General features: G+C 40.6%; 7 protein-coding genes and 4 pseudogenes. 7 read left to right on the top strand and 4 right to left on the bottom strand.

Translation table 11 applies throughout. The features are described 5' to 3' along the window. The first annotated feature begins 64 nt into the window (after positions 1-64). From recC to P4S61_RS00040, 4 genes and pseudogenes are all read left to right on the top strand, one after another. Positions 65-3,372: pseudogene (recC, locus tag P4S61_RS00055) on the top strand (exodeoxyribonuclease V subunit gamma). Then, a pseudogene (gene recB / locus P4S61_RS00050) lies at positions 3,359-6,978 on the top strand (exodeoxyribonuclease V subunit beta). The pseudogenes recC and recB overlap by 14 nt, the downstream one beginning before the upstream one ends. Further along, positions 6,975-8,948, top strand: coding sequence for an exodeoxyribonuclease V subunit alpha (gene recD, locus P4S61_RS00045; protein WP_182734284.1), 1,974 nt, complete (start codon positions 6,975-6,977; stop codon positions 8,946-8,948). Before recB ends, recD begins: the two are co-directional and overlap by 4 nt. A gap of 338 nt (positions 8,949-9,286) precedes the next feature. Next, positions 9,287-9,784 (top strand): DUF2306 domain-containing protein, encoded by a 498-nt coding sequence (locus P4S61_RS00040; RefSeq protein WP_337117553.1) that lies wholly within the window; start codon positions 9,287-9,289, stop codon positions 9,782-9,784. Between the two features lie 64 nt (positions 9,785-9,848). Here P4S61_RS00040 and P4S61_RS00035 read toward each other — a convergent pair. Continuing rightward, positions 9,849-9,980: pseudogene (locus P4S61_RS00035) on the bottom strand (GNAT family N-acetyltransferase); the annotation flags it as partial. Between the two features lie 756 nt (positions 9,981-10,736). On the opposite strand from P4S61_RS00035, the gene P4S61_RS00030 reads away from it, so the two are divergent. From P4S61_RS00030 to P4S61_RS00020, 3 genes are all read left to right on the top strand, one after another. Beyond that, positions 10,737-11,036, top strand: a complete 300-nt coding sequence (locus P4S61_RS00030) for an AAA family ATPase (protein ID WP_337117552.1) — start codon at positions 10,737-10,739, stop codon at positions 11,034-11,036. Positions 11,037-11,400: 364 nt separating this feature from the next. Beyond that, the gene (locus P4S61_RS00025; protein WP_337117551.1) at positions 11,401-12,264 is read left to right on the top strand and encodes a PhzF family phenazine biosynthesis protein; all 864 of its coding nucleotides are present in this window, start codon (positions 11,401-11,403) and stop codon (positions 12,262-12,264) included. A 115-nt stretch (positions 12,265-12,379) separates the two neighbouring features. Beyond that, positions 12,380-12,784 (top strand): MAPEG family protein, encoded by a 405-nt coding sequence (locus tag P4S61_RS00020; RefSeq protein WP_182734280.1) that lies wholly within the window; start codon positions 12,380-12,382, stop codon positions 12,782-12,784. Positions 12,785-12,809: 25 nt separating this feature from the next. On the opposite strand, the pseudogene P4S61_RS00015 reads toward P4S61_RS00020, so the two are convergent. The 3 genes and pseudogenes from P4S61_RS00015 to P4S61_RS00005 form a co-directional block, all read right to left on the bottom strand. Next, positions 12,810-14,007, bottom strand: a pseudogene (locus P4S61_RS00015) (Nramp family divalent metal transporter). A gap of 405 nt (positions 14,008-14,412) precedes the next feature. Then, complete coding sequence (locus P4S61_RS00010; RefSeq protein WP_182785154.1) at positions 14,413-15,675, bottom strand: valine--pyruvate transaminase; 1,263 nt, start codon at positions 15,673-15,675, stop codon at positions 14,413-14,415. A 211-nt stretch (positions 15,676-15,886) separates the two neighbouring features. Beyond that, positions 15,887-17,005 carry an ISAs1 family transposase gene (locus tag P4S61_RS00005; protein WP_337117550.1) on the bottom strand — a complete coding sequence of 373 codons (1,119 nt, stop codon included), beginning with the start codon at positions 17,003-17,005 and terminating at the stop codon, positions 15,887-15,889. Between the last annotated feature and the right edge of the window lie 68 nt (positions 17,006-17,073).

The following is a 17,073-nucleotide window of genomic DNA, read 5'->3' as shown; positions in this document are numbered from 1 at the left end:
ATGGCTACCCCTATAATTGAAAATATCTTACACTGTTTTTATCTCAAGCAAGAACAGTGTCGCTATGCTCAATATTATTCAATCTAACCGTATGGAAGCCCTGCAAGCGCAGTTTCATCAGCTTTTAAAAGTAAACCCATTAAGCAGCCCGTTTGATAAAGAAGTGGTGTTGGTGCAATCTCCGGGTATGTCGCAGTGGCTGAAAATTGGTTTAAGTGAAAGTTTGGGGGTGGCAGCACAGGTAGATTTTCCATTGCCATCGAGTTTCATTTGGCAGTTATACCAGCAGCTATTACCGAATGTACCCAAAGAGTCCGCGTTTAATAAACCTAATCTTGCTTGGAAATTATTTGCTATTTTACCAAACTGCATTGATGAACCGTTATATTTACCCCTTAAAACCTACTTAGCAGGTGACACAGACGGTCAAAAAACCTTTGCTTTATGTGAAAAAATAGCCGATGTATATGACCAATATTTAATGTACCGTCCGCACTGGATAGCCACATGGGACAGCGGCACTGATAAATTAGATGATGTAGATATTAGTATCGCGCCGTGGCAGCCTGATCTGTGGCGAAAAATAGTAGCGCATAGTCAAGTGCTTGGGCAAAGTCAGTTTCATCGCGCCAATATGCAAGGGCAGTTATTAGCCGCGCTTGATAAAATGGACAGTAGCTTATTACCAAAGCGGATCAGTTTATTTGGTATTTCAGCCATTGCCAGTTCGCAACTTGATGTGTTTGATGCATTGAGTAAAAAAACTGAGGTGTTTTTATTCTTTTTTAATCCCAGCGAACATTATTGGGGGGATTTAATTGATGAAAAAACTGCAGCTAAAATAACGGCTAAATACGCCAAAATGCCATTGCTGGAAGCGCAGCAAAAAAAGCAAAGTGAGCCAGAGCAAGACTACTATTTTATTGGTAATCCGTTGTTATCATCGTGGGGTAAATTAGGCCGTGATTACTTTGAACAACTGGTACAGCGTGACGCAAGCTGGATTGATGGCTTTATTGATGTGTTTGACGACAGTTTACTTGGTCAAATTCAAAGCGAAATTTACCAGTTAGCGTTTAAAGGTGAATCCCTTACTGACAATAAAGAATGGTTTATAAACGATGAAGGTAAGCTTGCAATAAGCGCTACCGATACCAGCATTGCTCTAAGTGATTGCCATACTCCACTTAGAGAAGTTGAGCGTTTGCACGATTACTTACTTAATTTATTTAATCAAAACCCCGCACTCACCCCAAAAGATATTATAGTAATGATGCCGGATGTTGGCACTTATAGCCCTTACATCGAAGCGGTATTTGGTGGTGCGCAGGGTAACCGTTTTATTCCCTATGCGTTAGCCGATCTAGCCATTGAGCAAGAAAAACCGGTACTGAGTTCGTTTGCAAGCTTAGCTGATCTGCCGTTTTCGCGCTTTGGTGTGTCAGATATCCTTGATTTACTGCAAGTGACGCAAATAGCTGAAAAGTTTAGTGTTGAAGCGCGCGAATATGAGCAAATTCAATATTGGCTTGAGAGTGTTGGCGTCAAGTGGGGAATAAACGCCGAGCATAAGCATAGCTTTGATTTACCCGCGATAGAATTAAATACCTGGCAACATGGCTTAAACCGCTTATTGTTAGGTATTGCCCAACGTGATGAACAATGCCCGTTTAATGGCATATATAGCGCTGATGAAGTGGAAGGGATGGCACTTGATACACTCAATAAATTAGTGCATTTTATTGATGTATTGCAACACTTTAAACACAGGCTCACCCCAGACGACACGCTAACTAATAAAACCCTTATCCTGAGTGAACTATTAACGGCTATTTACGAGAGCGAAAGCGACGATAGCTGGGATTTACTGGTACTGCAAAAGGTGCTCGAAGAGCTGCAAAAGCACCATGATAATGGCGATTACACACAAGTAGTGTCACAGCGTATTGTGAGTTATTTAATTAAACAAGGCATTCAAGAAAAAGGTGTAGGGCAACGCTTTTTAGTCGGCCAAGTGAACTTTTGTACGCTAATGCCAATGCGTGCTGTGCCATTTAAAGTGGTGTGTATGTTAGGGCTTAACGATGCCGATTACCCACGAACTGTGCAGCCGATTGGTTTTGATTTAGTGCCTTATTCGAAAAAGCAAAAGGTGACCGATCGCGCAAATTAGATGACCGTTACTTATTTTTAGAAGCGCTGCTCAGTGCCCGTGATAACTTATACATGAGTTATATTGGCCGTTCATGTTTTGATAATCAACCGCGTATGCCATCAACCTTAGTGAGTGAATTACTAGAATACATTGGCCGCAGTTTCAAATTTGCTGAGCCAAGTGAGCAAACCTTGCCTGAGTGTTTGATCAATAAACAGCATTTACAGCCTTTTAATAGCCTAAATTATCAGGCAGATACCACTAATACGCTGCAATCCAATCACAGTTATAATCCAATTTGGTTACCCGCTCAGGCGATAATCCCAGAGCCACTGACGGCGCTTGAGGTCAGCGCACCTGAACATCTTGAGCTGGATATGTTTATCCGCAGCGTATGCAATGCACAAGAGAGTTTTTATCAGCAAAGTTTAGGGTTGCGTTTAGCACAATTTAACGAAGTAGCTAAAGATGAAGAGCCATTTAGTTTAGACGCACTGCAGCGTTATTTTTATCTCGACGAAATACTCGAAGCGGCTATTTTTGAGCAGCCCCTTAGTCGTGAGCAAATACTGCAACGAGGCGAGTTACCGCAGGCGCATGTTGGAGATTTGATCTTTGAGAAAATGCAGCACCGGGTTGATGCACTGGCAGGGCAAGTTAAAGAGCACATCAAGGGCGGCAAAAATGAACCGATTGAAGTTGCGCTAACACTTCACAGTGATAACAACAGTACTGAGCTTGAAGGCTGGTTAAATCATCTTTATCAGCACAAACAAGTGTTTTATCGTAGTGCCAGTATCAAGGCAAAAGATCTCATCAAGGGCTTTATATATCACCTTGTTGCGCAGTGCGTGGATCAACATGTAGAAACTGTATTACTCGGGCTTGATAAACAAATCACTTTTGCAGCTTTGGATAAAGCAGATGCCCAAGCACTGTTGCAAGATTGGTTTACTTTATATAACGCGCTACTTAAAGAACCCGTAGCGTTTTTTCCTGTGAGTGGCTATGAGTACGTAAAAAGTGGTGGCGATATCGGCAAAGCAATGAGCAAATTTAGCCCACAATATATTGGCCGAGGCGAGGGCGAGAACCCCTATATTCGCTTAACAACGCAATCGTTGAATGAGTGCCAAGAGGAATTTATACGCTGGAGCGATATGCTACTTGCGCCGTTATTTGCACATGCAAAGGAGAGTGACCATGCAAGCGCTTAATCCACTTACGATGCCGCTTATTGGGCAAAGTCTCATTGAAGCCAGTGCAGGCACCGGTAAAACTTATACTATTACAGGTTTATATTTACGTTATTTACTCGGCATGCAAATCGCGCAACAGCACTCATCGCCCGTAAATACTCCGTTGAGTGTTGAACAAATATTGGTCGTTACGTTTACCGATGCCGCCACCCAAGAAATTAAAGACCGTGTGCGCACTCGTATTATAGCAGCACGTGATGCACTGCTTGGCCAAGCAACAGAGGATGAGCTGATCAATGCTGTGATCGCCACAATCGATGATAAACACCGTGCATTTGATTTGCTCGATGCCGCCGCTAAATCGATGGATGAAGCAGCAATATTCACCATTCATGGTTTTTGCCAACGAATGTTAAAACAGCATGCGTTTGAGTCTGGTGTGGCGTTTAATTTGGAGTTTATTTTAGATCAGCGGGAGATCTTGCTTGAAACCATTAAAGATTTTTGGCGAGTGTTTGTATATCCACTCAATAAAGAAAAAACTGATGCAATTTTAGAGGTATTTGCTGCCCCTGAAGCGTTATTTAGTAAAGTGGCGAACATACTTAATAAAGGCAATGCGCTGGTTACTCCGCAAATAAAACTAGATGATGTGTGGCAAGCACGCGAGCTATATCTTGGTAAAGTCGCGAGCTTTAAAAAAGCCTGCCTTGATAGCGAATTTATTGCAGCTGTAAAAAGCTCTGGCTTAAGTGGTGCCAAAACACCTGCACGTAAAGGCAGCCTTGCAGCGCTTGAGGCATTTTGTAAAGGTGATGAGCTGTTTTTTGAGTTTGGTACAAACAAGTACTCTTATGAAATATGGAGTACTGAAAACCTCAGTGACGAAGCTAATTATAAAAAAAATCAGCCTTTGTTTAGTCATGTAATGCTTAGCCAGTTTGATGAAATGGCGAAGCTTGTTAACACCGTTAATCAAGGCTTGGCAATCGCTATTGTGCAACATGCGGCAAGTTGGGTTAAACAAGCCATTGTAAAACGCAAGCAAGAGCAAAGCGTTATAACTCCTGATGATTTATTAACTAATTTGCACAGTGCACTCAATACAGAGCAAGGCGCAGCACTGGCAGAAAAAATAGCGCAGTTGTTCCTGGTAGCGATGATTGATGAGTTTCAAGATACTGATCCCATTCAGTACGGTATTTTTAGTAAAATTTATAGCCAAGAAAACACCACGCTTGCCATGATAGGCGACCCTAAACAAGCTATTTACGGTTTTAGGGGCGCGGATATTTTTACGTACATTGGTGCTAAACACGAAGTGGCAAAGGAGCAGCAATTTACCCTTGGTACTAACTTTCGTTCCAGTAGCGATGTGGTTGCAAGCGTCAATGCACTGTTTAGTAAACACGATAACAGCTTTATTTATAACGATGCGATCCCGTTTAATCGTGTGGCGGCACAAGGTAAAAAAGCCGATAAATCGTTTTTAATTGATGGCCAACCTGCCACCGCCTTTGAGTTTTGTGTGTTTGCAGATAGCGCCGCAGATGAAAAAAATAAACCAACTAATAAAGGCATTGGCCAGCAACATTTAGCTAGCTATTTTGCCAATAAAATAGTGATCTTACTTGAGCAAGCACAGCAAGGGCGTGCGTGTATTGCGAATAAGCCAGTCACGGCGGCAGATATTTGTATTTTGGTGCGTGATCGGGTTGAAGCGCAAATTATGAAAAAAGCCCTCAGTGATGCCAAAATTGCGAGCGTGTACTTATCCCGTGAGAGTGTATTTAGCCAAGAGCTGAGCCATCATTTACTTAATTTTTTATCGGCTTTACATGGCCAATACAACGAATCACTGTTGCGCGGCGTGTTAGCTGGGCCATTATTTTGCTTAAGTTATAATGAAATTTATGCCTTGGCTGATGATGAAGCACAGTGGCAAGAGCATCTTAACTTTTTTGCTTACTTGAGCTCTATTTGGTACAAACAAGGTGCTATGGCTATGCTTGAGCACTTACTCAGTCACAATCAATTAAGCGCGAAATGGCAAGGTGTGGGTTACAACGTTGAGCGTTGGCTGACCGATTTTCGTCATTTAGGCGAGATCCTACAGCAAAAACAAATCGAGCTAGAGGGTACTTTACGGTTATTACGTTGGTTTGCGCAGCAAGTAAGCCAACAAGATGGCGAAACCGTGCAAGTACGCCTTGAGAGTGATGCCAATTTGGTAAAAATAGTCACTATGCATGCTTCAAAAGGGCTTGAATACCCGCTGGTATTTATGCCATTTGCCAGCGGGTATCGTGAAACGAAAGATGCGTTGTATCATCAAGATGGCCAGCTGATTTACGATCTCAGTAAAAACGATGATGCGTTACAAAAAGCGGAGCAAGAACGCCTAGCTGAAGATCTACGGTTATTGTATGTTGCACTCACTCGCGCCGTTCATTACTGCGCAATTGGTATGTATAACCTAGGCCAAGGACAAAGTAGTCGGTTGGCAATTCAAAGTAGCTCCTTAGGGCATGTATTATTTGCAGGACTTGATATCACCAGTAGTTTAGTGTGGCGCACGCATTTACAAGAGTTTTGTGCTGACAAACCAGCCATGAGCTATCAACAGTTTACTAGCGAAGAGTTATTTCAACAGGGTGCATTATCACTGCAATCAAGCCAAACACAAAGTCACAGTGTGAGTGTTAATAAGGTTAAAGTTAAAATTGAACGTGATTGGCGCACCACCAGTTTTAGTGCGCTGAGTTTTAAAAGTCATAGCGAGCATTTAGAACCTGGGCGCAGCGACGAAGATCATCAAAAAGATGAGTTTGCCACGCAACAAGACGATATTCGCTCACCTTATAGCTTTCCCAAGGGGCAAAACCAGGTAGTTGTTTACACGAGATTTTTGAGCAACTGGATTTCACCAGCCCAGAGCAGCACCCCACAAACCATGAGCAAAACCTAAGCGTGGTAGTTGAGCGTAGCTTGAACAAATACCACATTAGTGACCAATGGCAAGAAACAACTGAGCAATGGGTGCTTGCCGCGTTAAACTGCCCATTGAATGAAAACGGTTTAAGTTTAAGTAAATTAACGCCACGGGATTGTTTGGTTGAAATGGAGTTTAATCTGCCAATTACCAGTTTAACGGCAAAAGGCTTGAATGAAACATTGATTAAGCACTTTGGTTTTAATCAAAGTAGGCTCGATTTTTATGATGTAAAAGGATTATTAAAAGGGTTTGTCGATTTAATATTTTGTCATAACGAGCAGTATTTTATTTTGGATTATAAGTCTAACTTTTTAGGCAACCAGCCAACTGATTATGAGCAAGAGCATTTAGAGCAAGCTATGAGTAGCCACCAGTACCATTTACAGTATCTAATTTACACCGTGGCATTGCATCGGTTATTAAAACAACGGATCAACAATTACAGCATTGAGCAGCATTTAGGTGGCGTATATTACACCTTTTTACGTGGTATGGCAGATGGAAAAGGTGTGTACTTTAAAAAGTTGACCGCCGAGCAAGTTATTATTTTAGATGGGCTTTTTGGTCAAGGCAGTGTTGCCCAAAGCATAGATGAGGCAACCGAAAATAGCCAAGGAGCAATGCTATGAGCGTGTTAGATACCAATACAGCCATTGCAACAGCAGCGACGAACGACGTACAAATAGTGCCATTGTTTGATTACCTACTTAGCGAAAACCGGCTACGAATGGTTGATATAAAACTGGCAGAATTACTGTGTAGCAGTGAGCAAACTCAACAACCAAACGACGTTTATTCACTGCTTTTATTACTCTGTTTATCGCAGCAAAGTCAGCACAGCTGTTTAGATTTAGCGCAGGTAGATTGGCGTAATCCGTTTAATTTACGCCAAAGTGATTTTACCAAACTAGCGGGCATAATTCCTGACACACTCAGCCCGTTTAGCGACACATTTACCACCGCAGAGGCAATTAATTGCTTGCAAAACCATCCTAGTGTCGGGGAGACTAAACCGTTACAGTTACTTGAACAACGACTTTATTTTGCACGTCTAAGCGGTTATGAGCAAACACTGGCATCAAGATTGTTGTTAATGAGTGAGCGTAAGCTCGATATTGATAGCGATAAGTTAACTCAGTTACTTTGTGACTATTTCCCCGAACAAGATGCACCAGAGCAAGGGCTCGATTGGCAAAAGGTCGCCTGTGCGATGGCAGCAACCAAAGGCTTTAGCGTTATTACCGGTGGACCAGGTACAGGTAAAACCACGACCGTGACTAAGCTACTAGCAATTTTACAATCGCTTTATCAAAATGCCCCACTGAGTATTAAGTTGGTGGCACCGACAGGCAAAGCCGCTGCGCGATTAAGTGAATCAATCCTTGGGGCAAAACAACAGTTAAAAGATAAAATAAGCGCTGCTATTACGCCGCTGATCCCAGAAAGCGCGCAAACGATTCACCGGTTACTGGGGGTAAAACCGTTTACTAATAAGTTTAGGCATAACCGCAGTAATCCATTGCATTTAGATGTATTGATCATTGATGAAGCGTCGATGGTTGATTTATCGCTGATGGCTAAACTAATTGAGGCCTTACCAGAGCATGCGCGACTTATATTACTCGGTGACAAAGACCAGCTTGCCTCGGTTGATACCGGCAGTGTAATGAGCGATTTATGCCAAGGTTTAGTGCTTGGCCAAACACCAAGTTATTCAGAGGCGCGTTGCGCTGAACTAAACAGCTTATGCTTTAATAACCAGCGCAAATTAGTCGCAGGTAATAGTCAATTCAAACTGGCCGACTGTATCGCGTTTTTACAGCACAGTTACCGTTTCACTGCCGACAGCGGCATAGGGCAATTAGCATTAGCGGTTAATACCAATAACAGCGGCAAGCTCAATTATGTAGAGCAAGAGCTGAGCAGCGGCCAATTTAAAGACGTTATTTTAGACTATGACATTGTAAGTAAGCCGATTGATAAACTAGTACAAAGCGCCGCCAGTAAATACGCTCAGTACCTTAATTTAATTAAACAACACGCGAGCGTACAAGACATACATAAAGCTTTTGCCAGCTACCAGTTGTTAGCCGCAGTACGCGAAGGCGATTACGGCGTTCATAGTTTAAATAAACGCATTGAAACGCAATTAAGCCAGCAAGGATTGATTAATGTAAACTCAAATCAGCGGCATTATTTGGGCATGCCGATTATGATTGCGCAAAACGATTATCAGCTAAAACTATTTAATGGAGATATTGGGATTTTAATGCACGACGACAGTGCCCAGCTCAAAGCCATATTTATTGACGAGCAGGGCAATCAACGGGCATTTTCACCAGCCAGACTACCTGCCCATGACACCGTTTATGTAATGACTATTCATAAATCACAAGGCTCAGAGTTTGCCTATACGGCTATGGTACTACCACCACAAAACCAAGCAACTGCCGGCATCAACCGCCAGTTAGTCTATACCGGCATTACCCGCGCTAAAAACACTTTCGAGCTGGTGGCTGATAAAAAAGTGTTGTTAATGGCAATGAATAAATCAGTCAGCAGGGCATCAGGATTGTATGAGAGGTTGGTGGAGTTGTAAGCTGTAAACGGTAAGTTTTAAGTTTAGCTCGTAGTTAATTTATATTTGTGAACTCGCTTTAGCTGTGATTGGTTTATGGATGTAGGACGTACTTTAGCGCGTAAAAATGCGATATTAATTCTAGATTTAATTGTAATTACTCAATTAATATACTATCTGTAATTTTAGTAACCACTTTTACTATGAGGGATGATCTTGAGTGTAAAAGACATATTAAATGATCCTCAATAATAATAACGGTGTAAAACAGATTATTGAACGCCCTCGCTGACAAACTCTCTTGATCTCATTGCTCAGTGGCTGATGACAATATTAGCAATATATGGAAATTCTTGATTATGTATATATTTGAGACAACAACAGGTGGGATTCATACTATTTTCGCTTTAGCAGCATTGTTTTCAGGTGGTTATGTTATTTTTAAAACCAAAGGTACAAAACTACATAAAAATGTAGGTTATATTTATGTGATATCAATGATACTTATGAATATAACTGCACTATTTACTCATGTTTTGTTCAAATTTGGTCCTTTTCATATGCTTGCAATATTTTCTTTGTTAACAGTTCTTTTTGGTATTTTTGCTCCTTTGTTACTTAGGAAGCATGACAACTGGTTGCAATGGCATTATTCTGGGATGTCATGGTCATATGTTGGTTTATGGGCTGCGTTTATTGCAGAAATTGTCGTTCGTCTTCCATTTGAAGGTATCGCTGAATCATTTTGGCTGCTAGTTATTGGTGGTTCATTATTAGTTACTTGTATTGGGGGGTATTATATTAAAAAGCATAATATAAAATTAGTAAAAAGTATTACCAACACATCAGAGCATTAATTATCTTTTTCGGTAGTGTGTTTTTTGACCGCCCATGCAATGTTGGCCATTTATAAATCAACTCACCAATACTTGCTCTGATGTCTGCCATGATGATAAATAATTTGTTATCTGCGTTTTTAAATGAAGTGAAGCCGTATTTTTCATAGAAATTTTCAGCACCGTCTTTTGCATCAATAATGATGATAGGAAAGCTGCAAATAGCATTTATGATGTCTGAAAATCCCACAATAAAATTGAACCAAAATAGGAACTAAGCTAATGTTGAGTCATCATCACAAAAAGCAAAAAACGAGTTAACCTACAGACTCGTCAGGTACCACGGATGAAGTTCAATAAAAATTTAACTATATTACATCTCGACGTAAGTGCTGGATTAGCTGTTGGTCTGCTATTGTTTCTGCTGCAGGATTGGGTGGTTAGTCTATATAGATTACCTAATATAATCATTATTTTTCTAGCAACAGCGAATGTTTGTTATGGTATTTATGCTCTCACAATTGCGCTTTCAAACGTTAAAAGCGCTGTGTTTATCTCTATCCTAGCAATTGTAAACACTGTTTGGGTGTTTGTATGTATCGCGGTTGTTTTATATTACACCAAGACAGCAAGTTATATTGGTTTATTGTTCATAGGCTTAGAAGGTATATTTGTAAGCTTTCTTGCATATTATGAATGGAAATATAGGTATGTTTTATCGAAGGCATGAACGGTCTATCAACCCACGAGGATAGAAAACTTATCGCTGTATGCGATTTATATCATTATTTATGTGATCGGTTTATTAAAAAGTAAAACATGGCTAAAGCAACAATAGTAAGCTGTAAATTAACATAAACTATTTAACAAAGAACTATGCACGCTAAGGAGTATTCATGTCGCATCAAGCTAAGCGGATCTATTTTTGCGGTAAAATGGGCGCAGGCAAATCCACTGAATCTAAAAAGTCTCAGTGGAGCGTAATACGGTGCTTATTTCTGAGAATGAATGGTTATCTACGCTTTATCCGAACCAAATCAATTCTTTTGATGACTATATTAAATTTGCTGCTCAATTAAGGCCCTTAATAAAAAGTCATGTTCAAAATATATTAAAAACTGGTACTAATGTGGTTATGGGTTTCCCCGCTAATACGAAGAAACAACGGGAATGGTTTAATTGTTTATGCGAAGAAGTAAACTCAGAAACAGAGCTCATTTACTTAAAAATAAGCAATGAATTGTGCCTGAAACAGCTGGCGAAGAAGAATTGAACAACCTTCAAGGGCAGCTTTTGATAATGAGGAAGTGTTTTACCATGTTACCCAGTATTTTAAAGAACCAGTTGAGAACGAAGTTACCACTCTTAATGTTGCTGTAAAAAATGTAGAGCAAGTAAAAGGTAACACAGGAAATTGAACACCCTATAAGGCAATTAATAAAACCGACTACTCTGACAGTAATTGTCTTAAGGTTCTGTTATTTGGCTCTCGCAACAGTCCTAAAAAATGATTACTCTCAATCAGGGATCAAACCACTAAACCATTGAATCAAAATAGCAACTCGGCTATGGTTGATGGACTAAAAGATAAATAAAACGAGTCACTTTTAAGGCTCGTTATAGAGGAGTAGGTACAGGTGGATATTGAAGTTGCTTTGGTAAGCGCGTTTACAGTAAATGGCAAAGGTGGCAACCCTGCTGGTGTTGTGTTTAATGCTGACAGGCTCACAGATGCTGAAAAATTAAAAATTGCTCAAGTTGTCGGGTATTCAGAAACGGCTTTTGTTGCTAGTGATAATGAAGCTGATTTTGAGGTGTCTTTTTTTACGACAACAGCAGAAGTTGATTTTTGTGGCCATGCTACGTTAGCTACTTTTTCTACTATGTTCCAAGAAGGTGTGCTTACTGCGGGCACTTATGTTCAGCGCACCAAGGCTGGCATGTTATCAGTGAGTATTGAACCAAATGGTAAGGTTGTCATGGAGCAGCAATTACCTGAAAAAATAGCTGGTTTTTCATATCAAGAAATTGCCCATGTGATAGGTATTGAAAGTAATATACTTGAAAGCACAAACTTACCTATTGAAGCTATCTCAACAGGACTAGCCGATGTCATAATTGCTGTTCCTCATGGATATTTAGATGCAATAGAGCCAAACGATGAACGTATCGCTGATTTTTGCAAACAGCATAACCTTGTTGGCTTTCATGTTTTTGAGCTTTGTGAAGTGCAAAGTAAACATACAGCCAGCTGCCGTAATTTTGCTCCTTTGTTTGGTATTTCTGAAGAGTCAGCAACAGGAAGCTCTTGTGGGGCTTTAGCATGTTACCTTACCGAGCATCTTGCTGAGTTAGGGAGTGAATATGTTTTTGAACAAGGTAGGGCTATGAATTGCCATTCAATAATTACAGCATCTGTTGAGTCTAACAATTCAATAATAAACAGCGTAAAGGTGGGTGGTTTTGCCAATAGTATAGGCTCAGTAATAGTCGCCGTATAACAGCTAATCTCTTAAGCCTAGTAATTGACAATAGCGTACAATTGACTGTTTTTATTCTATGTTGAAGAAGCTTGTTTTAGCGAAGGTTAGATTACTCTAAAGGACTCAGTGTGAAATGAATACTATATTTTTGCCCATGTTCGCACACGTGATTTTGTGTGTTGTGCTATATGGTTTGCTCACTATTGCCAGAGCCCCAAGTGTATGGGGGCTTGGTAAAAGAGCGGATGGCTCTAATCCATTTCAATCTATACAGCCAAAACTCAGCGCTAATTTGAGCAACCAATTCGAGTGGCCGGTATTTTTTCATCTGGTTTGTGTGCTTTTAATTTCTACTGATTCAACAATTAGTTCAGCTTATTATTTGCTGGCTTGGGTCTTTATCGCTGGGCGAGTGTTGCACAGTGGTGTTCAAATATTCACTTCAAACATCAGGCTGCGAGGAAGTATTTTTACAATTAACTTCATCGCAGTACTCGCAATGTGGGTGATGTATAGCATTGAAAAAATGAGCAGCTAACAAGGTGGAAAGACTCGCAAACGTATCAAAAAATCAAACTAAAGAGCTTGTAACTACTTAGGCCAAAAATAAGTACTAACACTGGTAAAGTAAGTAGGTTTACCAATACTGAGTTAGTGTATTTACCCATTACTGCTTTTTGATTAACTAACCACACAAGGTAAGTGGTGACTATAGGCAGCAATAAGCCATTGGCGGCTTGGGCAAAAATTATCACGGCAACAGGGTCTAAACCCAGAGATGCTACGGCAGCACCAAATAATAAAATAACAATGGCAACGCTTTTAAAGCGAGTGTTATCCATTTTATTTGACCAACCTAACATGCCACACACTGCGTAGGCACCGGCAAGGGGGCCGTGATTGCGCTGGTTAAGCCTGCGGCAAATAAACCAATAGCAAAAAAGTAATGGGCGGCATCACCTAGTAAGGGTTCAAGCTGCACCGCCATGTTGGCAGCGCTAATTTGCCCTGCATCGGTGCCATAAAACGCTACTGATGCGGTTGATAAAATAGCTAAGGTGATCACACCACCTAGGGTGATAGACACGCCCGTATCTATATTGGTTTCTTGAATTACTTTTTGTTTGTCACTCTTGCTGTCATGGCGAGCAGCCAGTACCCCTGAGTGTAAAAATAAGTTATATGGCACTATGGTCGTACCTACCAATGCTAATACTGTGGTAACTGAGCCCTCTGGCATGCTAGGAACAAAACCAGCTAATATGTCACTGAGCGAGGGAGCCGCCATAACAAGCGTAGAGATAAACACTAGGCTCATTAAAATCACTAGTAAAATAAGCGCATTTTCAACGACTTTGTGTTTACCGCTGTAAAGTAACACCGCACTTAAAAATGCAATGAGTGGCGTCCAAAGCTGGGCATTAACATGAGGAAATATTTCAATTAATCCCATGCTGGCACCGCTAAGGTTGCCAGCCTCGTAGGCGGCACTACCTACTCCAATGGCGCTGATCACTAAAAATATAGCGAGAGATTTAAATAGGGGCGTTTCAATGTGAGCTCTTAGCGCTTGCGCTAAATCTTGCCGGTGGCTACGCCAAGGCGCGCCGCCATAGATTGTAATAATATGGTGGCAATAACTGAAAACAGTAATGTCCATATTAGTGCAAAACCAAAGTTTGCACCTGCCACGCTGGCAGTCGTAATAGTCCCTGGTCCAATGAAGGCAGCGGTGACGAGTAGTCCTGGTCCTAATCGCATAATTGACCTTAATAGTACTTTTATATATTGCTATTTAAAGTTACATCTAACGTTTTATAACGCGATGCCTGTATTATTGCTGCCACTTATATTAAGTGCCTTGCAGCGATAGCCGCCCCTTGGCAAACCCTTTTTTGATGATAATCATATGTTAAAAAAGGTCGCGTAGCATACCAACTTATATATAAATTTAAAGGGGGCGTGGCGCGTTTGCACAAAATTAATACAATCAATAAATAACAGTAATAACCGCTTACCTCAGTTTAGGGCTTATTTAACGGCTTAGAGGATGACTGAATAACCTTAAATTGTTCACAGGTTTATGCCAATAACTATAGGCACTATAAACGCTTTGCACGCATTGTATTCGAACAGAGGGTTTGAATACCCTAAATATCACCCAATTCATGCCATCACTGCTTTAATGGCCTCTAAGCCTTTTCGCAAAGTGCTGGCATCGGTTGCATAATTAATGCGAATACACTGGTGTTTGTGTGCCCAAGCATCATCAATACCAATAAAAAAATTATGCCCAGGAATAATATAAACATCCTGCTCTTTGAGCTTTTGGTAAAGTTGTTCGCTGGTTATTTTTGCCTCTTTAAACCACAGCCACATAAAAAATGCGCCTTCTACTTTGTGTAAGTAAACGGGGAGGTGGGCAAATATTTCATCAAACAAGTTCATTGCTGTTTGTGCTTTTTCTCGATAAAAAGGCAGCACTGAATTTTTACACAGCGGAAGGAGTTCATCTTCATTAATAAGGCGCGTTACTAAACTTGGGCCAAAACTATTCGGCGACAAAACCATACTGCCATTCACACGGCCAATGGCTTTAATTATGTCATTGTTAGCCACTACAATACCGGTTCGCAAACCCGGTAGGCCAAGCTTTGAAAGTGACATGCATAAAATAATGTTTGAGTTCCAGGTTAAGTTTGCGTCGGTATAAATACACCCAGGGAATGGGTCGCCGTAGGCGTTATCAATGATCAGTGGGATATTATATTGCTTAGCCAATAAATCGAGATGCTGTACTTCTTCATCAGTAATGACATTGCCTGTTGGGTTAGTCGGGCGCGATACACACAGTGCGCTAATGCTGCTGTCGCTTGCTAATACTTGCTCAACAGCTTTAAAATTAATGATATATTTAAATTGGTTTGAGCCACTTTCAGTATTTAAAATTTCGATATCGGGCTTTATTGCTACAAACATATCGTCAGTTAAGCCTTGATCTGCATAGCCTACATATTCAGGTGCCAGCGGAAATAAAACCTTTTTATGGCTTCCATCAGGCATACTGCCAGCTAACAGATTAAATAACACAAAAAAATTGGCTTGGCTGCCATTACCAAGCGCTATATTATTTGCGGTTAAATCCCATGAGTATTCACTTTTTAGTTGCTTGGCCAGAGCTGCACGAAATGCATCATTACCCGTTGGGCCATCGTAAAGTCCAAATACGTTGGAAAGTGTATTATTAGCAACAAGCTTTTGTAACTCATTGATAAAAATATCATTAACCTCAGGCACTAGGGCTGGATTACCACCACCGAGCATAACAATATTTGGATTGTTACTGTTTTTAGCATCGCCTAAATCTTCCATTAACTGAGTAATACCATTAGGTTGAGTAAATTTAGTGCCGAAGTTTGAGTAATCCATAATGACCGTGTGCCTTAAAAAATGATAAGTTAGTGTAAATTAACACTATGAATTTGATATTGAAAAATTTTCACCGATTAGATTACTATAGCCATAACCCGCTATAATCGTTTTTCATATTTTAAGTAGGGCAGCCTTATCAGCAACCTTGAATCACACACTAAAACACCTTTAAACACCAAAGTAGACAGGGCAAGAGCATGAAAAAAGTCTATGATTTCAATACCTTTTCAAGGTAATCTGTACTGCGCATAGCTTTTTTCTGTTTTGCGGGCATGCCTTTATTAAAGCTTGTTTCTGCTTTTAGCTGATTAAATGCGATGTGTCTCAGCCCCGCAAATACAGGTGCTGCACCTTCACGCCTAATTCGGCAATCATCTTCTTTAAATCCGACATCTAAACGCCAATGTAATCCATTCTCTATTTGCCAATGTTGCCGTGCGGATCTTGCGAGTTCTTCCGCCGATAGATATGCTGAACTGATGTAGTATCTATAGCATAACTCATTGCTTACTTTGTTTTTTTCTTTCCTATAAGAAACAATAACTCCCACTGTTTTGGCATCTTTCCAATTGCTCGTTTCTGATAAATCACTTACGTTATGACTAACAGCACAACACCTGAATTCTTCTCTGTTTTTATGATAATCGGCTTCATTAAACAAAACTCCTTCGGACGCTTGTCGTGTGACCTCAAGTAATAAAGCATTCTCTACTTGTGACAGCAGTCCTTTATGGTTCGCTTTTACTGCCAGTAGGTAATCGGCTTGTTTATCCACTATTGTCTCTGCAATTGATTTTTGACACCCCATAGCGTCAATCGTGACTAAGCAGCCTTTTATCTCCAGTAATTCAAGAAGCTCTGGTAACGCTGTTATTTCATTCGACTTTTTATCAACAGGGCATTGCGCCAAAACAACACCATTTTCGCACGCAAATGCACTGACCATATAAAGTGCATCGCGCCTATCTGACTGATTAAATGAACCTTTCAATCGCTTACCATCAATCGCAACTACATCGCCCTGAGTTAATTTAGAACAGTCTTTCATCCAAGAAGAAAAAGAATCTTGAAACTGCGTCATATCAATGCGACTCATCACACGAGCGATTGTGTCATGGCGAGGGATACCTTGCTCAAGAGGAACGTACTTCCTGAGCCAATCTAATCTATCATGGCCAAAATCTTCAATATCTTCCCAGCCTTGGCACCCAGATATGACAGCGCTGACAGCTAAGAATATGATATCAAAAAGTTTATGGACAACTTTACCCTGCTGGCGAGGGTCGGCAATTGATTCGAAATATTTAAATAGTTGAATATCAGGCATGGGGGCTCCTTAAAAAGGAGTATAAGATCATACTTTTAAGTCAAGGTAAAGTTCGTGATCTTGCCCTG

It is taken from the genome of Pseudoalteromonas sp. B160, from assembly GCF_037162485.1.
GTDB lineage: Bacteria > Pseudomonadota > Gammaproteobacteria > Enterobacterales > Alteromonadaceae > Pseudoalteromonas > Pseudoalteromonas rhizosphaerae.
The sequence above is the reverse complement of the archived record's forward strand: the minus strand, read 5'-3'. Positions and strand labels throughout refer to the sequence as shown.